The sequence below is a fragment of the Maribacter aquimaris genome, from assembly GCF_014596745.1.
GTDB classification, from domain to species: Bacteria; Bacteroidota; Bacteroidia; order Flavobacteriales; family Flavobacteriaceae; genus Maribacter_A; species Maribacter_A aquimaris.
In genome coordinates this window covers 119,586-143,092 of sequence record NZ_JABTCF010000012.1, presented here as the reverse complement: position 1 = coordinate 143,092, position 23,507 = coordinate 119,586, and the positions used below count along the sequence as shown (strand labels likewise).

Here is a 23,507-nt window from a genome sequence, read left to right as displayed (position 1 = left end):
CAAATCCTTATTTAATTTTCAAGCGTTAAAAATACAACTTATACACCCTTTCCCATTGGGTATTTTCCTTTTATTCCAATTCGACCATAATGGGGCAATGGTCACTATGCCTGGCATCGGACAAAATCACGGAGCGCTTCAGCCTTTCTTCCAAAGGCTCGCTCACCATCCCGTAATCCAAGCGCCAGCCTTTATTGTTGTTTCTGGCATTGGCACGGTAGGTCCACCACGTATAATTATCAGGTTCTTCATTAAAGTGCCTAAAACTGTCTGTAAATCCACTTTTAATGAAGTTTCCAATCCACTCCCTTTCGACGGGTAAAAATCCGGAAACATTCTTGTTACGCACAGGGTCATGGATATCTATGGCCCGATGACAGATATTATAATCCCCAAGGATAATCAAATTGGGATATTCCTTCCGTAAATTATCCACATATTTTTGAAATTCGGCCATATAATTCAACTTGAAATCCAACCGATTCATATTTGTTCCCGAAGGCAAGTATAGACTCATAATAGAAACCCCATTAAAATCGGCCCTTAGATTTCTACCCTCAAAATCCATGGATTCAATGCCTGTACCGTATTCGACCTGTTCGGGTTTGCCTTTACTCAAGATTGCGACTCCACTATAACCTTTTTTCTGTGCACTAAACCAATAATTATGCGCATACCCGGCCTCCTCAAACAACGAAAGATCCAATTGTTCTTTCATCGCCTTGATTTCCTGAAGGCATATTACATCCGGGTCAGCGGCTTTTAACCAGTCAAGAAACCCCTTTTTCATAGCGGCACGAATACCGTTTACATTGTAAGATGCTATTTTCACTTCGTTAAATTTTGCCTAAAAATAACGAATGTTTTTTGTTCGATGGCCCGCTATCCCACTTATCTAAAATCCTTGACCAATCAGCATTAATTCAAGAATAGGTTTTATTTTTACCGCTTTGGAACAGGATTTGATTCGTTCTTTAAAGAATAAACACATTGCCCAATGAAAAATCTATATGTTGTAATCGCATTATTAAGCGCAGGAGTGTTAAGTGCACAAGCCTATCCCAGATTTACCAACAACAATGAACTCAAGTTCAATATTGGCCAATTTTTGGCCAATAGCACGGTGGAAGGCTCCTATGAATATTTTTTCAGTGAGGACACGAGTATTGGTGGAACCCTGTATTTTGATAGTGATGCAACCGATTATAATGGGAATTTTGGAATAGGACCCAATTTAAGAGCCTATTTTGGCTATATGCCAAGAAGCGGTTTCTTTGCCGAGGCTTTTGGACTTTACTATACTGGGGAGGACAAAATACCGGACAACAATCTCGGGGTTCGCAATAACGATTATAGTACCACGGCCCTTGGTTTGGGGGTTGGCAACAAATGGGTAACCCAAAGTGAAAAATTTAGTTTGGAAATAAACGCAGGTGTAGGAAGAAATATAAACCCTGAGGATTTTCAGGATACTTTTATGTTCCGTGCCGGCTTATCGATCGGGATACGGTTTTAGATATACGAATACCAGGTTTCTGCCCCAATTCGGAGCATTTTACCACCAGAGTATTAGGTTGGGCCTCCTTTATAAAACAAAAGGGTACGGAAATTTGATCTAATCCTCATCCTCGAACTTGGTGTCTGCCATTCTGGTATCCCCTTTAAATTCGAACTTAGGAATAGGCTTTTGATCAAAATGTAAGATCTTTTGCCCCACATCAAAAATGGCATAATTGGCTTCATTTCCCGATTTTTGAAATGCCATATCCATTCCCAAGTTGTTATTCTGTAATTGCAGCAACCTTAATTTCGGCAATGAAAGAATATTGTTTGGCACAAATCCGATCAATTGGTTTTCTAAAAGTACTAGGCGATTAAGGTTTAAAAGTTTTCCCATATTCTCTGGAATTTCACCCTTGATCTTATTATCCCCTAGTTCCAAAGCCTCCAATTGCGTTAAGCCACCGATTGAATCCGGAATCTCACCCTCCAATTCATTACTGGATAGTACAATGAACTTAATATTGACCAATTTTCCAATACTGGAAGGCAATACACCTGAAAGGTCATTATCCAACAATTCAAGAATCTCCAAAGATTGTAGATTCCCAATATTTTCGGGGATGGATCCTGTCAATGAATTTTTACCCATCCTGAGCACCTTTAGATACTTTAATGAGGTTATCCCTTCAGGGATTTCTCCGTTCAATCGATTGAAGGCGAGATTCAACTCCCTTAATTTCTCCAACTTGGAAATGGAATTAGGCAATTGCCCTACCAGATTATTATTGAATAGGTCAATGCCCACAACATGATCATCCTCAACCTGAACCCCATACCACTTGGAAACGGGTTTATTCAATGACCAAGAGGTCGTCCAATTTTCCCCTTGGGTATTATTGTACAACGCTATTAGTACCTCCTTCTCAGACTGTGGTACCTTGGCATACATCGAGAAAGAGAACAAAATGAATATAAAAGGATAAAATAATTGTTTTGCAATCATGTGTTTTCTGCTATTGGATTTTAAATACTACATGTAGTCTTTTTCTACTATTTCACTTCTACAAGGTTCTAAAATAGGGAAGCTTGTCGGGATTAAACGTATTTAAACCGCATATTGTTGTAAAAACCAACATAATTGTTGTAATAGCTCTTATAATTATTGTAGGAATTTTATGATTTTATCGATTTTGCTTGTTCACAACACCCCTTTAGCCTTTAACATCGACCAATGTACATTAATAAACTGAATGCGTTTTTGTTATTATAACATCCTTTTGTTAGCTATCTTGGGGCCATGAGGTTTTTAATTGTGTGTATGTTTTTTTTTAGTCCCCATATAATGTCCTTTGGCCAGGACATCATGATCAAGGACAGCATCAATCAATTAAAGGAAGTAGTGTTGATCGATTCCTTAAAGGCAAAACAAGCCACAGGCATCACACCCTCACAAGTAATCAATATCAAGATTTTTCAAAATTTCAGTCCGGTTGAAATGGTTTCTTCGCTGAACCAGATTCCCGGGGTATATGTGCTTTCTGGAGCACTGAACACCAACCGGATCACAATTCGCGGTGTCGGGGCCAGAACACCTTACGGCACCGATAAATTAAAACTCTATTACCATGGAATTCCGATTACCAATGGTACAGGTTTTTCTACGATAGAAGCCTATGACCTTGAAAATATGAATTCCATAGAGGTTATTAAAGGTCCCAAAGGCACAGCTTTTGGAGCCAATTTAGGTGGTGCTATTGTTTTAAATCCCAAGGAAGCACTGCAACAAGCCACCACCCTAAGCAACAATTTTACGGTCGGCTCCTATGGGTTATTAAAAAACAGTCTTGGTTTTACCCATGCCGATGATCGGTTGGCCCTGGAACTGCATTATGGCCATATGACCTTGGAGGGTTATCGTGAGAACAGTCGTTTTGAGCGCGATGGAATACTTTTGAATACTTCTTATACGATCAATACAAAAAACAAAATTGCGTTTTTATTGAATCATATCGATTATAACGCCCAAATCGCAAGCTCAATCAGCCAAGATGCTTTTGAGGAAGACCCCACCCAAGCCGCATTTACCTGGAAGACCTCAAAAGGCTATGAAGCCAATAAATATACCTTGGCCGGAATTTCCCTTACCCATGCTTTCAATCAAAAGCTTTCAAATACTACCAGCCTATTCTATACCTATCTGGATCATTATGAACCACGGCCTTTCAATATCTTGGATGAGTTCACCAATGGCTATGGATTCAGAACACGTTTCTTGGGCGATTTCAAGATCAGGGACCACGCCACCCAATACACATTTGGGGCCGAATTATATAAGGACGAATACAATTGGAGCACGTATGAAAACCTTTATGAAACCAATACTGAAGAAGGTAGTATTAAAGGGAATCTATTAAGTGATAACAAGGAATTTAGGACCCAATTCAATGCGTTTGGCACCTTGACCTTTCCTCTGGCCGAATTTTTTTCGGCCCAACTGGGTTTAAATATTAATAAGACTTTTTATGACTTTAGGGATTTACACAAGAGTGGGGCTGAAAACACCAGTGGAAAGCGACGTTTTGGCACCATTTTTTCACCTAGCCTTAATTTAAGGTATTCCTTTTATCCGAAACAGGAAATTTACATGAACATCAGCCGAGGTTTTTCCAATCCTAGCTTAGAGGAGACTTTAACCCCTGGCGGGAGCATAAACCCCGATATCAGCCAAGAAACCGGCACCAATTATGAGGTGGGATGCGATTTGTTTTTAGTGAACAACAAGCTAAAAATAAATGTGGCACTTTACCGCATGTCAATCAAAAACCTTTTGGTCGCCCAACGCATAGGCGAGGACGAATTTATAGGTAAGAACGCCGGAAGCACCAAACACCAAGGAATGGAGCTTATGCTCGACTATAAAGTACAACTTACCCCCCAACTTAAATTAACTCCTTTTATGAGCTATTCTTATAGCAACCATAAGTTTGTTGATTTTATTGATGGTGATAATGACTATTCCGGCAACCCTTTGACCGGGGTACCAAAACATCGATTGAATACGGGATTGCAACTTCAATGGCGAAATGGTTTTTATTGGAATACCACCCACCAATATGTTGGTGCCATTCCGCTCACAGATGCGAATACCCTTTCTAGCGACAGCTTTAATTTATGGCATACACGTCTTGGTTATAAAAAACAGCTCTCCGAAAAACTACTCTTTGGAATCGATTTTGGCATCAACAATTTCACCGATACCCATTACGCCCAATCGGTACTAATCAACGCCGTTGGTTTTGGAGGTAGTGACCCCCGGTATTTTTATCCTGGCAATGACAGGAATTTTTATGGTTCCTTACTCCTAAAATATAGCCTGTAAGAATTCTTTCCTTAGCAAAGTATTGGTTAACTTAGTATGATAGATCTGCAATGTTCAAACACCTAAACAATGACCTTTAAAATTGAACACTTCCCTTTTTTGGTAGCTATTTGCCTGCTTCTTTCTTTAGCTGCCTGCACCAGTAATAAAACTGTGGTAAATCCATCAACGAACGAAAACAATGCACTGACCCAAACGTTCAAAAATTCAGGCGGATCAAGTGGTATGGAACAAATTGACGATTGCTCATATTTGGCTGTTTATGATTATAAAAAGAACGCTAAGGATGTTCGATTGGGCCTCATAAGGGTCAATAATGAATCCTTAACCGTTGCCCCTATTCCAATCCATGGTTGGGACAAAGACGGTATATCCAATGATTTGGAAAGCATTTGTGCCATTCCCGGAAAGGACAATGAATATTTAATCGCCGAATCCGGAAATTGGCAGGGTGAATTAGGTCGTATCTTCCATATTAAGGTAGATACCATGAAATTGTTTGCCACTGTTCTGGGTAGCATCAAACTCCCGATGCTTTATAGGAATGACTTCGATGTTACCGGGGACCAATATGAAGCAATAACCTGTTTGCCCTATGACAAAAACAATAGAATTGTGATTTTGGGAGAACGGGGAGGGTCAAAAAACTATCCCAACGGTATTGTACGATGGGGGGTTTTGAATATTCAGGAACATTCATTCAAAATGGGTAAGGAAGGTACAACAGGCATCCCAATCGATGTTCCTGGCCATTGGACCGATAAAGCGACCAAAAGAAGTATTACCGATTTCCATATTGACCAGGAAGGGATCATATGGGCCTCGGCATCAGAGGACCTTGGGGATACGGGACCTTTTTATTCCATCATCTATAAATTGGGGAAAACCGATTCCCTTAACAAAGAAAAGCCTTTCACCATTTTTAAGGATATCACCATTGCAAAAGAGGTCAATGGGTTTAAGATTGAAGCTTTATCAGGTCCTTGCAAAAACATTTTAGGCACCCATTCTTTTGGCACTGAAGATGAGATTTATGGTGGGGTCTGGCGTCCGATACATATCGAATAACCCCTGAATTCCCTAACATTACAGATAAGCCAACTTCGGGCAAACAACCTACTTACCCCAGCATCAATACAAAGGACAACTAGCCCATTCGCTGTAACCAAGAACGCATATCAACCTCTTTGTGAATAATGGACTTAACCTCCGAAATAGCAACCCGATGCTGTTCCATGGTATCGCGATGACGAATCGTCACGGTTTGATCTTCAAGTGACTGATGGTCTACTGTGATACAAAATGGTGTACCTGCCGCATCTTGTCTTCTATACCTTCGCCCGACGGCATCCTTTTCATCATAGATCACATTGAAATCCCATTTAAGGTCTTCAATGATCTTGTGCGCCACATCTGGGAGTCCGTCCTTCTTTACCAATGGCAAAACAGCCGCTTTAGTAGGCGCTAAGACAGCAGGCAATTTCAATACGGTTCGCGTGGTGTTGTTCTCAAGTTCCTCTTCTTGTAAAGAATTTGAAAAAACAGCGAGGAACATACGATCCAGACCAATGGAGGTTTCTACAACATAAGGCACATAACTCTCTTTAAGTTCGGGATCAAAATACTGTAATTTCTTTCCTGAGAATTTCTCGTGCTGGCTCAAGTCAAAATCGGTTCGGGAATGTATTCCTTCCAATTCCTTGAACCCGAAGGGGAACCTAAACTCGATATCGGCTGCGGCATCGGCATAATGGGCTAATTTATCATGGTCGTGAAAACGGTAGTTTTCCTCTCCCAGACCTAAAGATAAATGCCATTTCAATCGATTTTCCTTCCACTTTTCGTACCATTCCTTTTGAGTACCAGGACGAATGAAGAATTGCATCTCCATTTGTTCAAACTCACGCATTCTAAAGATGAACTGTCTGGCAACGATTTCATTACGAAATGCTTTTCCGGTCTGTGCAATCCCAAAAGGAATTTTCATACGACCGGTCTTCTGAACATTCAAAAAGTTAACAAAAATACCTTGGGCGGTTTCAGGCCGCAAATATAGGTCCATCGCACTTTCTGCAGAGGCACCCAATTTAGTGCCGAACATAAGGTTGAATTGCTTAACATCGGTCCAATTCTTGGAACCTGACATTGGGCATGCGATATCCAATTCCTCAATAAGGCTTTTAACATCGGCCAGGTCTTCATTTTCCAATGACTTACCCATTCTTTTAAGGATTGCATCAGCCTTTTCTTGATAATCCACCACTCTTTGGTTGGTGGCCAAGAACTGTTTTTTATCGAAAGTATCCCCAAAACGCTTTGAGGCCTTGGCTACTTCCTTCTCAATTTTCGCCTCGATCTTGGCAACATAGTCCTCAATCAAAACATCGGCACGGTATCTTTTCTTGGAATCCTTATTATCTATCAACGGATCATTAAAGGCATCAACGTGACCAGAGGCCTTCCAGGTCGTAGGATGCATAAATATGGCAGCATCGATCCCAACGATATTCTCATTGAGGTTTACCATCGCTTTCCACCAGTACTCCCTAATGTTCTTTTTGAGTTCCGCACCGTTTTGAGCATAATCATAAACAGCACTTAATCCGTCATATATTTCACTGGACTGGAATACATAACCATATTCCTTTGCATGTGAAATCACCTTTTTAAAATCATCTTCTTGTTTTGCCATTTGGCAAAAATAGAATATTCCCCTAAAAGCAAGATATTATTTTAGCTGAAATTCTGTGGAGTCTAACAATCTTTCATCCTCAAAGATATTCAGGATGTAGTTTCCTTCCTTCAAAGACCCCTCTGGCATGGTAATAAAGTCGCATACTTGGGTTTCTTCCCCCATGAACACAAATTCTACCCGTTTACTATAAACATTGCCATTTACAGTAATGGTATTGGCATTATCCTCAATGACACCCATATTGGGTCCCAAAAATTGAAAATACAATACTTTTTCCTTTTGGATCATCGTAGGATCGGCCATTATCGTAACACATCCCCGCAATTTCTCCACTGTTGAAGCTTTGTTTGTCCTAAGGGGCTTACCGCCACGCAATCGAAAACTAGCACCCTCTGCACCTTGGATCTTCAAATAACTTTTTGTCTTAAGCTCATTGTTCAGTTCAAGGATTTTCTGGCGTTGCATGGCTTCAGCCTTGGCAATTGAACTACTGGCTTTCCTTAAAGCCTCCATCTGTGCTTTTGACTCTTCATACTTATTAGTAAGAAGCATATTGTTATAACGCAGAAAATTATTCTTTAATTTTAAACTATCGTTCTTAGCTTCGAGCCTGCGAAGTTCTGACTTGAATTCCCTTAATTTATCTATAGTGAACGTCAGTCTTCCTACAGAATCCAAAAGTTGTTGTACCTCATATCGGGCACCTTGGATCTCTATCTCATTAACTTCATTCAATGCGGTTAGTCTGTCAACGTCTGCCTTCATCAGGGTAAGATCCTTAACCATGATCTCTTTTTCCTTTTCCAAGAAACTAATTTCATTTTGGGACTGGGCATAACTGTAATAAAAGGCAATAAGTATACCTATGATTACAGCAACCAAAGCAGCAAGAATAATCTTGTAGTTGAATTTAGTATCTTGTCCGTCCATCAATCTAAAGTCGGCTTTAAGTAGGTTATTTAATGTTAAGAATTGTCCATTCCAAGCTTTCAAAGATACTAAATGATATCAACTCAATCTTGTTACCCAAGGTGTGTTTTGGATGTAATGCACGATTATATAGAGGAGAGAATCACCTATGTACCGTTTGTCGGAATCATTTACCTCTCACCGAATATACCTTTAACGTTGAAAATGCGGTTGACCGTATCTTTTATGGTAGAATTAACATCAAAAAAGCAAATTCCTTCCTTTTTTTCATCGAAAACGGCATTGTAAAAAACCTAATCCATCACTTAAAATACAAAAACCAAGAACAAATCGGAACCTTTTTAGGGGATTGGCATGGACAGATTATCGCCGAGAACAATTACTTGGACAAAATAGATTTTGTAGTACCCGTTCCCCTACATCGAAAAAAATTAAGAAAAAGGGGGTATAACCAAGTTTCGGCTTTTGGGAAGCGGTTAGCGTATCACCTAAATGCCGAATTTCTAGAAAACGCCCTGGTAAAGACTGCCAATACAAAAACTCAGACAAAGAAAAGTAGAATCGCCCGTTGGCAGAATAATCAGGCTCTTTATATCGTAGACAACCCTAAACTATTGGAAAGCAAGAAAATACTTTTGGTCGATGATGTGATTACCACGGGTGCTACCATGGAGGCCTGTGCAAAGGCCTTGGCGGAATCCCAAGGTGTCTCCATCTACATTACCAGTATGGCCGTGGTTCCTTTGGTATAATTACCAATAAGATCTGTAAGGTTTGTTAATTCTTGAATGCAATTTCCAAATTATGTGTTACTTTGCCAAATAGATCATAAATAGATGTTCAAACGAATTTTCGCATATATTTTCCTCTTCTTTATGGCCACTGCATTAATGCAATGTGCAAGGCGCGGAAGACCTACAGGAGGCCCCAAGGATATTACCCCACCAGTCTTATTGAAAGCCGAACCCGAGAATATGACAACGAATTTCAAGGCGACCAAGATTCGGCTCTATTTTGACGAATTGGTAAAGTTAAAAGATGTTCAGGAACAACTTATTATCTCCCCACCACTAAAATATACCCCGATAATAACACCACAGGGAGGAACCAACAAATTCATTGAAATCACCTTAAAGGATACCCTTCAGGAAAACACCACCTATACTTTGAACTTCGGACAGAGTATCGTGGACAACAATGAAGAAAACCCCTATAGCTTCCTGACATATGTCTTTTCCACCGGAAGCTATATTGATTCTTTGGAGATCAAAGGAGCTATTAAGGATGCTTTCAACCGAAAAGCGGATGAATTTGTTAGTGTAATGCTCTATGAGATCGACTCAGCCTATACCGATTCCACCATATACAAAAGACCCCCGAATTATATTACCAACACACTGGATAGTGCGGTCATTTTCACTTTAAAAAACATTAAGGCGGGAAAATATGCCCTGTTCGCTTTGAAAGATGAGAATAAGAACTATATGTTCGACCAGAATTTGGATAAGATAGGCTTTATAGAGGACACCCTATCGATACCTACCGATTCGACCTTTCTTTTAACCTTGTTCAAAGAAACCCCTGATTACAAAGTGTCCGTCCCTAGCCTTGTTGCCAACAATAGGATTATTTTCGGTTATTATGGCGATGGAAAGGATATTGAGATTTCACCAGTATCGGTATTGCCCGATTCGATCAAGACGACTATTACCAAAGAACGTGAAAAGGACACCATTAATTTTTGGTTCACCCCTTTTGAAATGGACTCCTTAATTTTCACAGTGAAAAACAAAGCCCTAAAGATCATTGATACCTTCACGATAAAAAAACGGAAAGTAGGTTTCGATACGTTACAATTAAAACCCAATATCAGCGGTAGTTTGAGTTTCAATACGCCGTTCAATATACAGGCCAACACACCTCTGGTCGCTATAGACACCTCAAAAATGGGGCTTATGGACAAGGATTCCCTAAGTGTTGATTTCACGGTCACCTTGGACAGTTTAAAAAACAAAGTGGATTTTGACTTTGAAAAGAAACCGGAAGAAAACTACGAACTAGAACTATTGCCAGGGGCGGTAACCGACTTCTTTGGTATACAAAACGACAGTATGTACATACGGCTGGGCACCAAGAGTTATGCCGATTTTGGCAACCTAAGCATGGATATTAAATCCGAACCAGGAAATTACCCAATGATCATCCAATTAACCTCGGAAAAGGGAGAGGTAAAACAAGAAATATACGCAGAGGAGCCCAAATCGGTCGAATTCATCCATATTGAACCGGCAAATTATTTGGTACGCATTATTTTGGACTCGAATAGGAATGGTAAATGGGATCCCGGGAATTATCTCAAAAGAATACAACCCGAAAAGGTGGTCTATTATCCAGGTGTTATCGAAGTACGGGCTAACTGGGAACTGGAACAGTCTTTTACAATTTCAGAATAAACCCATCACGGTCTTCAAGGAATCTTAACTTGTTTCTGGTGGTTTCTATGTGGTCTTTTTTCAACGTTGAATAAATAATCGTTTCCTTTTCGGTGAAAACCAATCGCTCCCCAAGACTATCATAAACCGCCGAATGTCCTGAATATTCATAACCCGCTTGATCTTTACCACAACGGTTTACCCCAATACAATAAGACATGTTCTCAATGGCACGGGCCTTAAGAAGGGCATCCCAAGCCACGATGCGCGGTTTAGGCCAATTGGCCACATAAATCAAAACATCATAATCTTGGGTGTTCCTTGCCCACACCGGAAATCGCAGATCATAACATATCATCGGATTGACCCTAAACCCCTTATAATCAATAATCAACTGCGCTACACCCGCTTGGTACACCTTATCTTCGCCTGCCAAGGTAAAGGTATGGCGTTTATCATAGTGGTAAACCTTACCATTGGCTTCAACAAATAGCAATCGGTTAACATATTGTCCATTCCCAAAATATGGAATACTGCCGGTTATAGCAGTATTGTGTTTTTTGGCTTCCATTAGCATCCAATCCAACGTTTTTTGGCCTTCTGTACCACTAATATTCCCAGGAGTCATGGTAAACCCGGAAATGAACATTTCGGGCAATATGACCAAATCGACATTTTGCGGAAGCAAAGTGAACTTTTTACTAAGGTTCTCCCTGTTTTGGTCGGGGTCTTCCCAAACCAAACTGGTCTGAACCAAAGCTATATGCAATTCGTTATTTTTCATAAACCAATATTACTCATTTTACAGCAATTTGATATATGTAGGGTTACCACGGATCTTTACTCGGTCAAAGTCCGAACATCACCAGGTACCCCTGAAGGTGGTATCCTCCTTATTTGCCAACACTATTTTGACAACCTTTCTAAATTCCCTTTTCTGATTTCGTCAAAAAAGTCCTTTGTTGTGTATACCATAAAAATATGTGTGTAAAAAGCCATCACACCAATGAAATACTGATGTAATGGCTTTCCTTTTATGTATTCGGATTGAAATGAACCCTTCTATTAAAAAAATGATTTAATCCAGATCAAATCGATCAAGATTCATGACCTTATTCCAAGCGGCAACGAAATCTTTCAAGAACTTTTCCTTATTATCATCTTGCGCATATACCTCAGCATAGGAACGAAGTATGGAATTGGAGCCAAAGACCAAATCCATACGGGTAGCGGTCCATTTTAAATCCCCTGTTTTTCTATCCCTGATCTCATACAGTTCTTTGCTAGTAGGTTTCCAAACGTTGCCCATGTCTGTCAAATTCACGAAAAAATCATTGGTCAACGCTCCCTCGTTATCTGTAAACACGCCATGTTTTGTACCCCCATAATTGGTTCCCATAACACGCATTCCACCGACCAAAACCGTCATCTCCGGTGCTGTAAGTCCCATTAATTGTGTACGGTCCAACATCATTTCCTCTGGACTGACCACATAGTCTTTTTTCATCCAATTGCGATAGCCATCTGCCAATGGCTCCAACGGTGCAAAGGAATCGGCATCGGTCATTTCATCGGTTGCATCACCACGACCTTCGGCAAAGGGGACATTGATATTAAAACCTGCCTCTTTAGCAGCTCGCTCCACGCCTAAATTACCTGCCAACACAATGGTGTCTGCCACACTTATACCAAATTCTGAAGCGATTGGCTCCAGTACGGATAAAACCCGTGCCAAACGTTTTGGTTCATTTCCTTCCCAATCTTTTTGGGGCGCCAATCTTATTCTTGCTCCGTTTACCCCGCCGCGCATATCTGAACCACGGAAGGTTCTTGCACTATCCCACGCCGTGGCAACCATATCTGAAATAGATAATCCGGTCGCTCCGATTTTCGCCTTTACAGCCTCCACATCATAATCTGTCTTTCCTACAGGAACCGGGTCTTGCCAGATTAAATCCTCTTGAGGTGCATCGGGACCAAAATAGCGCGATTTTGGACCCATATCCCTGTGCGTAAGTTTAAACCAAGCCCTAGCGAAAGTCTCAGAGAAATACGCCTGGTCTTCCTTAAACTTTAGGGAGATTTCCCTATAGATCGGGTCCATTTTCATTGCCATATCCGCATCCGTCATCATGGGATTATGACGAATAGAGGAATCCTCCACATCTACCGGTCTGTCCTCTTCCTTAATATTCACAGGTTCCCACTGCCAAGCGCCAGCCGGACTCTTACGAAGTTCCCACTCATGTTTAAAAAGCATTTCAAAGAAACCTCCATCCCACTTTGTTGGATGCGTGGTCCAAGCACCTTCCAAACCAGAAGTCACGGTATATCGCCCTACTCCAGTTTTATGTGGGTTAGACCATCCTAAACCTTGTTCTTCTACCCCTGCACTTTCTGGATCTGGTCCTAAAATACTTGCATCACCGTTTCCGTGGGTTTTACCAACGGTATGGCCTCCTGCAGTAAGTGCAACGGTTTCTTCATCATTCATAGCCATACGCTCAAAAGTTTCACGCACTTGGGCTGCAGTCTTTAATGGATCTGGCGTACCGTTTACCCCTTCCGGGTTTACATAAATCAATCCCATTTGTACGGCAGCCAATGGATTTTCCATAGATTCAGGATGATCAACATCATCATAACGCTCATCACTAGGTGCCAACCATTCTTTTTCAGCACCCCAATACACATCCTTCTCTGGGTGCCAAATATCTTCACGGCCAAATGCGAAACCAAAAGTTTTAAGTCCCATGCTTTCATAGGCAATGGTACCCGCTAGGATAATCAAATCTGCCCAGCTCACTTTATTTCCGTATTTCTTTTTAATAGGCCATAATAATCTTCTGGCCTTATCCAAGCTTACATTATCCGGCCAGGAATTCAATGGGGCAAAACGCTGGTTCCCCGTTCCTCCACCACCGCGACCATCGGCTATTCTATATGATCCAGCTGAATGCCAAGCCATTCGAATCATTAGTCCACCATAGTGTCCCCAATCTGCCGGCCACCAGTCTTGGCTATCGGTCATCAAATCACGCAAATCTTTTTTTAGTCCCTCTACATTCAACTTCTTCAACTCTTCGTGATAATCAAAATCCGCCCCTAAAGGATTTGTTTTGGTATCGTGCTGGTGCAAAATATCCAAATTAAGTGCGTTTGGCCACCAATCCATTACCGATGTACCGGCCACTGTGTTACCGCCATGGTGAAACGGGCATTTCCCCCCACTGTTCACTTCGGAAAGTGTACTGTCCTTACTGTTTTTTGGATCCATATTCTAGTTCATTTTTGATTTTATGTCTTTAAATACTAACCTGTTATAGGTTAAATCATAGTCTTTTAAAGATACGACATAGAATAACATCCAATATAGATTTATTATATTTATAGATTATTGATTGATAGATTTTATCTATTCTTTTTAATTTAGCAATCTCATTTACCAATCGATTGTAATCAACCAATGAATTATTTGCCTTAAAATTGTAGCTTAACACTATCATAAACATAAAAAAATGAAAAAGATCATTTTACCCATCATAGCACTGACTCTTGTTGCTTTTGGAATTGGAACTTCAGGAATTACCGAAGAAGAACGGGATATGGCCCTTACAGAGATGGAGAGAACCCAAGATTATTTAATAAACACCCTAGAAAGCCTTACTGAAAATCAACTTAAGTATAAACCTAGTCCTGAATCCTGGTCGATCGCGGAATGCGTGGAACATTTATCAATTTCCGAACAAATGCTTGGAGGGATGTTGACAGAAGCCTTGAAAACACCGGCCGACCCTTCGAAGAGGGACGCTGTTACTTTAAGTGATGAGGATCTTTTGATTATGATTTCAAGCCGGGAAAATAAAGTGAAAACCGGAAAAGCCTTTGAACCTTCCGGAAAATTCGGATCCCACGATGAGACGGTAAAAGCCTTCTTACAAAAACGGGGAGAACATATTGAATATCTGAAAACCACCAAAGACGACCTAAGAAACCATTATGGCCAATTGCCCTTTGCCACCATTGATGGACTTCAAATACTACTATTCATAAGTGGCCATACAGAGCGACATATACTACAAATGGAGGAAGTTATGGCCCATGAAAACTTTCCAATGCAGTAAAACCCAAGCAACGAAAATCCTATCTAAAAATAAAATGGCGCCATAGCCATGGAATCTTCATTCTTCCTCTAAGTACAAGCTATTTTCAAGATTCCCTTAGAATCAGACGGGCAAACAATTGGATTAAAACTGTCAAATATGGGATTAAGGTCCATGTTTTACGGTATTTTTAAATAAAAGTGGTTGAATGTTCCATACTTTTAAGGTCTTTTCTTACGTTATACTGTTAATTTTATATCTTTAATAAACTAAACACTAACCTCTTGGAAACACGTTCATTTAATTTCCTGTTTAAAGAATCCATCTACCCCATGGCAGTGGTAGACAATCAAATGCGTTTTTTAAACCATTCCAAGCTATGGTTAAAGGATTTGGATATTGCCGATCCTGACATAATTGGAAAATCCTTTTATGATGTGGTCCCTAATGTTACCCAGGAGATAAAAAACATCCATCAATTTTGTCTGGAGCACAAAACAAAGCTGAATAAAAACCAAAAAATCATTCAACCAGACGGAAGGGTACAATGGCTGAACTGGCAAATAAAAGGGTGGAACAATAAGGAAAATAATCAGAGTGGCTTGTTGATCGTAGCCGAAGACATTACTACGGATAAAAAAAACGAGAAACTCCTTTTAAATATCCAGAATATTGCAAATATTGGAGGTTGGGAATTCGATTTTATATCCAATAAGGCCTTTTTAAGTGATACGTTAAAGCAATTACACGGCCTGCCGTTGGATTATGAAATAAATCTAGAAAAAGGTCTCAATTTTTATAAAGAAGGGGAACACCGCCGTAGAATAACACAAGTGGTCAATGAGGCTATGGTCAATGGAACACCTTGGGATATAGAAATAGTGATTGTCACGACAAACGGTGACGAACGCTGGGTCAGAAGTATCGGGGAATGTGAAATTGTGGCTAATAAATGTATTCGAATCTATGGTACCCTCCAAGACATCGACCAAAAGAAAAGGATTGAAATCCATAATAAGGAAATCTCCGAGAGATTGACGATGGCCACTACCGATGCTACCAATCTCGGTATATGGGAATATAACATACCCGATGCACATTTAGTTTGGGATGATAACCTATATCGTATTTACGGCGTAGCCAAAGATAACTTTTCCGAAACGATCGATGCCTGGGAAGCCATAATACACCCGGAAGATAAATTAAGATGCCACAATGTGCTGGAAAGGGCAATTTCCGAAGACAAAAAATACAGTCTCCAATTTAAGATATTCTGGCCAAATGGCGAAATAAGACATATTCGGACAGAATTTACCACAAGTCGTTACCAAAAAGGCAAACCCATACGTCTGATTGGGGCTGCTTGGGATAATACCGAATCCAAAGTTGCAGAACAAAAGCTTAAAGACTTATTGGAGATCACCAATGGACAGAATGAAAGTCTATTGAATTTTGCCCATATCGTTTCGCATAATTTAAGATCACACTCCAGCAATCTCTCCATGCTCACTAGCTTTCTAAATACCGAGGAAAATGAGCATGAAAAAAAGAATCTAATAAAAATGTTGACCGATGCCTCGATAAGTCTAAATGACACCGTTACACATTTGAGCGAGGTGGTGCACGTAAAGACCAATTCGGTCGAAAAGATGAAGAAAATCAAACTTCGCCAGGCCGTAAAGAATGTGGAAAATAATATTAGCGCATTGCTAAAGGAGAAAGAAGCGGTTTGTAATATAGACATAGACAAATCACTTTTCATTCAAGCCGTACCCGCCTATTTGGACAGTATTTTCCTGAATTTATTCACAAACAGTTTAAAATACTGTTCCCCTAAAAGAACACCTATAATCAATGTAGCCGCAAAGCAAAACAATAACAAGGTTAGTATTACGTTTTCGGACAACGGTCAAGGCATAGATTTGGATAAACATGGTAAAAAAATCTTTGGAATGTACAAAACCTTCCATAGACATAAAGACTCTAAGGGGATAGGACTTTTTATCACCAAGAACCAGATTGAAGCAATGAAAGGCAGTATCGAAGTAGAGAGTGTCGTAGATAAAGGAACAACCTTTACACTTACGCTGCGTAGAAATATATGAACTAGAACACCCAAATAAATGAAAAAGATAATGAGTACTTGCATCATCGATGATGACCCCATATTTGTTTATGGTGCTAAAAGGATTATGAAAGAAATGGAATTTTGTGATGAGATTCTAGTATTCAACAACGGTCAGGAAGCCATTGACGGACTTTTGAATATAACCGCCCGTGGTGAAAAATTGCCTTCGGTTATTTTTCTGGATTTGAACATGCCCGTAATGGACGGATGGGAATTTTTAGAGGATTTTGTCAAAATCCCCAATCATAACCAGGACAATGTTGTTGTCTATATCATAAGTTCCTCTGTTGACCCACGTGATGTTGAACGTGTTAATGAGTACAAGATAGTCCACAACTACATTCTTAAACCTATTACACACCAAGATCTTCGAAACGTGCTCGAAGAATTGCCTAATGACCCTAGCTCTATCTAATTCCCGGTGAAAAATCCTCCGGTGCATTTTGAGGTTGATTCGTGGTACCCGAGGCCCCAGTATCATTAAAAATAATCCATTCACTAAACGTATAGGTAGCATTTGCTTGGATATTATTGGGATTTCTCAAGGCTCGCCCATCCTCAAACTCATGATTGGTACCCGAGCCATCTTCCCCAATAATTCCAAAAGTATCGATTACAGTCCCAAAAGGATCCACCAATTGGAGGTTGTCATCACCATTGGAATCTGCCGGACTGTTGGTACCCACGGCTAAATCCGGTGCAAACCCATATACAGCCTCAAATTCAGAAGCATTGGGAGAAATCAAAAATGTACTTTCAGCCCCAATTTCATACCCTGATAAATCAATGGTTGAACTTATTTCCGTATTACCATTTGTAAATCGATTTAAGGACCAGCCTTTTAAGGATAATACTTCCGTCCCTGAATTATAAAGTTCTACAAAGCGGGCCCCAGAATTATTATTGGGATCGGCCAATTCTGAAATGAATATTGAGTTTGACGTGAATTCGTCAATTAAGTCCGCACATCGTTCCTTCTGGAAATCGATATCACCCAACTCCCGAATCACCAACTTATAATCCCTATTATCCTTCAAAAGTACCCCTACAACCGATCCCCTGCCCTCAGGCAATAGCGTCGATTGAAAATCGGAATACCCACTGTTCAACAGGATGATTTCATTATCGTCACAATCAATGAGGGTTCGTTCTGTTTCTTCCTTTGGTTCCGCAAAAGGAAGCCCTAATTCATTTTCAGTGATCTCTACATTATCCAATTGTACCAGGGTGTTGACCATCTTCTCCTCCAATTGGCCAAGGCTTACTTTGGGGGGAACAATTGCCTGTACATCATCACATGTGGTAAATACGTGCTGGGTAACAACATGGGCAGGCAACCTGCCTACAGATAAGTTGCCAAATGAAGTAAAAACCCCTCCCAATTTATAAACTCCCTGTTGTTTGCCTAAATAGAGTCCTTTTAATTTTATGAATATTTTACTTCCCACGGGAAAGAACAAATGGGAATCCCTTAAATCAAAATCCAATTGAAATCCCCCTTCCGGATTTTCCAAACCATCCTGGAAATGAAGCGAACTAAAAAAATTACCCTCCCTATCCGATGAAATCACGTAACCCTCAATAATCAAATCATCCTGGATTTGAACGGTCTCATCGACATATAATGCCTTGACCTCTGCATATGAAGTAGTAGCCGCCAATTCTGTGGTACACGATTCCTTTGGTGTATCAAAACTTCGGTCGTTGATACATCCAAAGGGCATCACTATAACTACTATAGTAATCCATATTTTTATTTTTGATTTCGATATTTTTAATGCCATACCAACTTATTTTTCTTTAGACCTACAAGGAACCCGCTTCGCGGGAATACCTTGCAGGTCAACAAACCCGCTTCACGGGAATACCTTGCAGGTCAACAAACCCGCTTCACGGGAATACCTCGCAGGGTAACAACCCAACTTCGCGGGAATACCTTGCAGGACAACAACCAAGCTTCCCAGAGTTACCTTGCAGGGCAACAACCCAACTTCGTGGGAATACCTTGCAGGATAACAACCCAACTTCGTGGGAATACCTTGCAGGGCAACAAACCCGCTTCCCAGAGTTAACTTGCAAGTCAACAACCCAACTTCGCGGGAATACCTTGCAGGTCAACAAACCCGCTTCACGGGAATACCTTGCAGGGTAACAACCCAACTTCACGGGAATACCTCGCAGGATAACAACCCAACTTCGCGGGAATACCTCGCAGGTCAACAAACCCGCTTCGCGGTAATACCCTGCAGGTCAACAAAACCAACTTCGCGGGAATACCTTGCAGGTCAACAAACCAGCTCCGCGGGAATACCTTACAGGTCAACAAACCCGCTTCACGGGAATACCTTGCAGGGCAACAACCCAGCTTCGCAGGGATACCTCCTAGGACAACAAACCAGCTTTACGGGAATACCCTGTGAATTGGCTACCAATCGCCACAAACTTATTCTACCAATCCTTAAAAACTATACGCTACATTCAAAAAATATGTCCGCCCATAGCCATACCAATACTTGGTGGCGAAAGACGGATTACCACTTAAATTATCCTGTTTTAATTGTCCGTAATTACCATTTCTACTTTGTTCATACCCTCCCGTTCTAAAAACAGTGTCGAACACATTATTGATACTGGCAAAAACACTGATATACTTCCCTTTCCTCAACCATGATTTACCCCCAACCAAATTCAACAGATAAAAATTATCCATTGGACTTTGTTTTAATAATCGTGCCACATTCTCGTCAGTGGCATCGGGAAATGGAAGCCCGGTTTCAGGATCCAAATAAAAACTACGTGTTCTTGTAATCATTGAGATATTCGCGTGATTATCCGCTAAATAATTTGCCGTGGCCCCCACCCACCAGTATTTCGGATCTCGATACTCTATTCCCAGTGCATAGGCTTTCTGCGGACCTTGTGCCAACTTATAGTCCTTGATCTTTGCGATCCCCAAATCAATGGCTCCTTCAATATTTATCAACTCTTCCTCCGCTCCGGCTGTATCAAAATTGATGTTGATATTAGGATCACTGGCATACAAATATTTACCTATTGCCGCAACGGCAGAAAGTTTTACGGCTGGGGACACTTCGTACTCCAACCCCAGTTCTGTACCCATGTGCAATTTATCCAGATCGGTAATGACCTCTTGGACAAAATCGGAACCCACCCCTGAGTCCACAAAGAAATAATTAACATCCGTGGTATTTTGAAAGCGGGTATAGAAACCGGTCAACCGCCCTGTTAGCTTCGGTAACCGCAGAAAATAATTAAAATCGATACTCGAAACCGTTTCGCTTTGAAGATTGGAAACAATCCCATTATTCTCCCTTGGATTGATAAAGGTGTTTTGTAAAACCGGGGGTCGCTCAATAACCCCACCATTTAGCCTAATCCAATGTCTTCCTGTTATTTGATAGGAAACTCCACCCTTATAACCGAAGTTGGAGAAGTCCACCGCAGGTCCTTCCCCAAAAGAATCATCGACATATCGTTCATTTCTGAAAAGTCCATTTCTTTGATAATCGGTACCCAGATAGTTGGCAGCAACAAATCCACTCCATTTCTTCCTGGTATATCCCAATTGCACAAAAGCGTTCCATTGGTCCGCGGTCAGTTCGTAATTATAATTGAATATTTCATTCTCCTGTCGATTCGTGTTTCCATCAAGATTATTGGCGGTATTTGAGAATGGGTCTATATCCTCATGATATTCAGCCCCGAAGAGATCGACAATCTTGGCATAATTATCCGATTGTAATTGCTTGTAATTAAAGCCAAAATCCAATTTAATACCTTCGGAGAATTGCAGGTTTCCAACACTGTTGATGACCAACTGTTGATCTTCGACAATATCATCATAAAGGACATAGGATGCTTGTTCTGTGGCATTGGCCGTATAAATCGCTTCCCAATCCATTTGGGGATTCCCCAAAAATCCTTGTTTAGCCCAATCAGCACTTATAAAGTTGGCACCAATAGGGCTATTGATATAAAAACTGGGTAAATACCGATAATAGGTTGGATCGGGATTTGGGGCGTTATAATAGCCTAACCTACTTTTGGAATGGATGCCGGACTGATACGAGATTCCTGTATTCAAATTAAATTTATCGGTTTCATAATAGTGGTTTACCATTAGGATGGGTTCAGCAATTTTACGTTCCCTTGAATTTCGTATTTCACCATTTTGGTATCCCCAATAGGGGTTGTATCGTTGGCCTACCAAATCTTGTACTTCCTCCGTAATTGCGGAGGAACGGCCTCGTCGATTGGAAGCCATAATTACCGTGGCCATTAAACTATTTTTTGAATCCATTTCAAATTCCAAGGCACCAAATACGGAATATGCATCATACAGGGTGCCATTGATATAACCCTCCTTGGCCCATCTTCTTGACGTTGATATGGAATATGTAAGTCCTTTGTTTTGTTTTGGGGAAGTATAAGTAGCCATGATACGACCCGTATAGGTCCGATTGGAGGCCGATGCGGAAAACCGAAGTCCAGGACGAAATCCAGAAGGTCTGGTATCGAGATTGGTATTGCCCAAAATACCCCCAAACGTATATTCCGAAGCATGCAGTCCATTAGAATAATTTTGGTTTCTTGTAACATCATTCAATCCGCCCCAATTGTTCCATTGTGGTCGACCGTCAAATAATTTGTTCATAGGTATACCGTTGATCATGACCATACCATTCTTGGAGTCGTAACCCCGCACCCTAAAAAAAGCCTGACCAAAATCGAAGGCCGCCCTCTTTAAGAATACATCCCTTGTCGCCTGAAGTAAACCTACTGCGACCATAGCATCTTCCCCATCAGAAAATTCAGCATCGGTTAGCGTTATAAGATTATCCGTTTTGTCCATTTCAATGTCCTGTTCAAGAAAGATATTGCCTAATTCCATATTGTCACCTTCGAAAAATATTGGAATACGTTTGGGAATATACCCTGAAGCGGTAATGTTTAGGATAAAATGACCTATAGTCTGCAGCGGAAGTCTAAAAACGCCTTTCTTGTCCGGTTTACAGGAAATAGTACTTCCTTCCAACTTAATGATACCTACAGGAATGGGTTTTTTTGAATATGAGGAAAGCACAGTGCCGGAAACATGATCGGTTTCCTGACTGTTTATCAACTGGCATATAAACAATGCGAAAAATGGTACTAAAAAAAGTCGCAAAACTTAAAAATTCGGTTGATTCTCTTGTTAAATATATTAAGAATACGCAATATTTTGTAGTTTTTTACCTAATAATTATTATATTTTCGATGAATTACTGCGAATACCTATGAATTTTAAGCTTGTTTTTCTTTCAATTTGTTTTCCACTCATCCTATTTTCCCAAAAAGGGAACACGTTTAAAATCAAGACCATAGCATTTTACAATGTTGAGAATCTTTTCGACATTGAAAATGATTCCTTGACTTTTGATGATGATCGCACTCCCCAAGGAAAAGACCATTGGACCACTGAAAGGTATTCCAGGAAAATTGACAATATAGCTAAGGTCATTTCGGATATCGGTAGCAGCCAAATAAGCACCTCTCCCGATGTTCTAGGGCTCTGTGAGGTTGAGAATCTAAAAGTATTAGAGGATTTGGTAAACCATCCCCGACTGCAAAAAATGGATTATCGAATCCTCCACTTTGATTCCCCTGATGAACGGGGTATAGACGTGGCCCTTATTTACAAACATGGATCCTTCCTTCCTACAAGTTTTCAAAGCAGAAGACTATTACTCCAGAATGACGATGGTGAACGGGATTATACCCGTGATCAACTGGTTGTCGGCGGTTTATTGGACGATGAACAAATTTATTTCATCGTTAATCATTGGCCCTCGCGAAGTGGCGGTGCCGAAAGAAGCAAACCAAATCGGTTGGCCGCCGCAGCTTTGAACAAAAGGATTATCGACTCTATTGTAAAGCAGGATGTATCGGCAAAAATAATCAGTATGGGCGATTTGAATGATGACCCCGTGGATGACAGCCTTAAGAAAATACTCAAGACCAAAGGAATGAAGAACGGGCTGGAAGAAAACGACCTTTACAATCCAATGGAAAAACTATTCAAAAAAGGGATTGGCTCCCTGGCTTACAGAGACCAATGGAACCTTTTTGACCAAATGTATTTCACAAGCAATTTCTTGAATAGCAAGGATGGTTACCAATTCTGGAAGGCAAATGTATTTACCGCCCCCTATTTATTTACAAAAAAGGGCAACTACAAGGGCTATCCTTTTCGCACCTATGCAGGGGGCAGTTATACCGGTGGGTACAGTGACCATTTTCCGGTATATTTATACCTTATTAAACCTGTACAATAGGG

At 40.6% G+C, this 23,507-nt stretch carries 17 protein-coding genes; 9 read left to right on the top strand and 8 right to left on the bottom strand.

The window, feature by feature from the left end:
* Positions 1–70: 70 nt before the first annotated feature.
* Entirely contained in the window at positions 71–832 is a 762-nt protein-coding gene (locus HPE56_RS17005) for an exodeoxyribonuclease III (RefSeq protein ID WP_188244954.1), read from the bottom strand.
* Positions 833–997: 165 nt separating this feature from the next.
* Between HPE56_RS17005 and HPE56_RS17000 the strand changes: the two genes are divergently transcribed.
* Positions 998–1,516, top strand: a complete 519-nt coding sequence (locus HPE56_RS17000) for a hypothetical protein (protein WP_188244953.1) — start codon at positions 998–1,000, stop codon at positions 1,514–1,516.
* A 99-nt stretch (positions 1,517–1,615) separates the two neighbouring features.
* Here HPE56_RS17000 and HPE56_RS16995 read toward each other — a convergent pair whose 3' ends face one another.
* Positions 1,616–2,506, bottom strand: a complete 891-nt coding sequence (locus tag HPE56_RS16995) for a hypothetical protein (RefSeq protein ID WP_188244952.1) — start codon at positions 2,504–2,506, stop codon at positions 1,616–1,618.
* Positions 2,507–2,821: 315 nt separating this feature from the next.
* On the opposite strand from HPE56_RS16995, the gene HPE56_RS16990 reads away from it, so the two are divergent.
* Together HPE56_RS16990 and HPE56_RS16985 are read left to right on the top strand one after the other, a co-directional pair.
* Positions 2,822–4,882, top strand: coding sequence for a TonB-dependent receptor family protein (locus HPE56_RS16990; protein WP_188244951.1), 2,061 nt, complete (start codon positions 2,822–2,824; stop codon positions 4,880–4,882).
* A 69-nt stretch (positions 4,883–4,951) separates the two neighbouring features.
* On the top strand, positions 4,952–5,950 hold the full coding sequence (locus tag HPE56_RS16985) for a hypothetical protein (RefSeq protein WP_188244950.1): 999 nt from the start codon (positions 4,952–4,954) through the stop codon (positions 5,948–5,950).
* 79 nt (positions 5,951–6,029) lie between these two features.
* On the opposite strand, the gene HPE56_RS16980 is transcribed toward HPE56_RS16985, so the two are convergent.
* Complete coding sequence (locus HPE56_RS16980; protein WP_188244949.1) at positions 6,030–7,574, bottom strand: glycine--tRNA ligase; 1,545 nt, start codon at positions 7,572–7,574, stop codon at positions 6,030–6,032.
* A gap of 36 nt (positions 7,575–7,610) precedes the next feature.
* Positions 7,611–8,507: a hypothetical protein gene (locus tag HPE56_RS16975; RefSeq protein WP_188244948.1), complete on the bottom strand. Its 897-nt coding sequence runs from the start codon at positions 8,505–8,507 to the stop codon at positions 7,611–7,613.
* Positions 8,508–8,539: 32 nt separating this feature from the next.
* Between HPE56_RS16975 and HPE56_RS16970 the strand changes: the two genes are divergently transcribed.
* Together HPE56_RS16970 and HPE56_RS16965 are read left to right on the top strand one after the other, a co-directional pair.
* Complete coding sequence (locus HPE56_RS16970) at positions 8,540–9,259, top strand: ComF family protein (protein WP_188244947.1); 720 nt, start codon at positions 8,540–8,542, stop codon at positions 9,257–9,259.
* Between the two features lie 84 nt (positions 9,260–9,343).
* Positions 9,344–10,960 carry an Ig-like domain-containing protein gene (locus HPE56_RS16965; RefSeq protein WP_188244946.1) on the top strand — a complete coding sequence of 539 codons (1,617 nt, stop codon included), beginning with the start codon at positions 9,344–9,346 and terminating at the stop codon, positions 10,958–10,960.
* Here the strand turns inward: HPE56_RS16965 and HPE56_RS16960 are convergent.
* Positions 10,944–11,723 (bottom strand): nitrilase family protein, encoded by a 780-nt coding sequence (locus HPE56_RS16960; RefSeq protein WP_188244945.1) that lies wholly within the window; start codon positions 11,721–11,723, stop codon positions 10,944–10,946. The genes HPE56_RS16965 and HPE56_RS16960 overlap by 17 nt on opposite strands.
* Positions 11,724–12,017: 294 nt before the next feature.
* A complete protein-coding gene (gene katG / locus HPE56_RS16955; RefSeq protein ID WP_188244944.1) occupies positions 12,018–14,216 on the bottom strand; it encodes a catalase/peroxidase HPI in 2,199 nt (732 codons plus the stop codon).
* 241 nt (positions 14,217–14,457) lie between these two features.
* Here katG and HPE56_RS16950 point away from each other — a divergent pair, with 241 nt between their 5' ends.
* From HPE56_RS16950 to HPE56_RS16940, 3 genes are all read left to right on the top strand, one after another.
* Positions 14,458–15,063 carry a DinB family protein gene (locus HPE56_RS16950; protein WP_188244943.1) on the top strand — a complete coding sequence of 202 codons (606 nt, stop codon included), beginning with the start codon at positions 14,458–14,460 and terminating at the stop codon, positions 15,061–15,063.
* 263 nt (positions 15,064–15,326) lie between these two features.
* Positions 15,327–17,147 carry a PAS domain-containing sensor histidine kinase gene (locus tag HPE56_RS16945; protein ID WP_188244942.1) on the top strand — a complete coding sequence of 607 codons (1,821 nt, stop codon included), beginning with the start codon at positions 15,327–15,329 and terminating at the stop codon, positions 17,145–17,147.
* 18 nt (positions 17,148–17,165) lie between these two features.
* Complete coding sequence (locus tag HPE56_RS16940; RefSeq protein WP_188244941.1) at positions 17,166–17,585, top strand: response regulator; 420 nt, start codon at positions 17,166–17,168, stop codon at positions 17,583–17,585.
* Here the strand turns inward: HPE56_RS16940 and HPE56_RS16935 are convergent.
* Together HPE56_RS16935 and HPE56_RS16930 are read right to left on the bottom strand one after the other, a co-directional pair.
* Entirely contained in the window at positions 17,578–18,954 is a 1,377-nt protein-coding gene (locus tag HPE56_RS16935; protein WP_188244940.1) for a DUF5689 domain-containing protein, read from the bottom strand. The two genes, HPE56_RS16940 and HPE56_RS16935, sit on opposite strands and share 8 nt — an antisense overlap.
* 674 nt (positions 18,955–19,628) lie before the next feature.
* Positions 19,629–22,358: a peptidase associated domain and porin domain-containing protein gene (locus HPE56_RS16930; protein ID WP_188244939.1), complete on the bottom strand. Its 2,730-nt coding sequence runs from the start codon at positions 22,356–22,358 to the stop codon at positions 19,629–19,631.
* Positions 22,359–22,467: 109 nt separating this feature from the next.
* Between HPE56_RS16930 and HPE56_RS16925 the strand changes: the two genes are divergently transcribed.
* Positions 22,468–23,505 carry an endonuclease/exonuclease/phosphatase family protein gene (locus HPE56_RS16925; protein ID WP_188244938.1) on the top strand — a complete coding sequence of 346 codons (1,038 nt, stop codon included), beginning with the start codon at positions 22,468–22,470 and terminating at the stop codon, positions 23,503–23,505.
* The last annotated feature ends 2 nt before the right edge of the window (positions 23,506–23,507 follow it).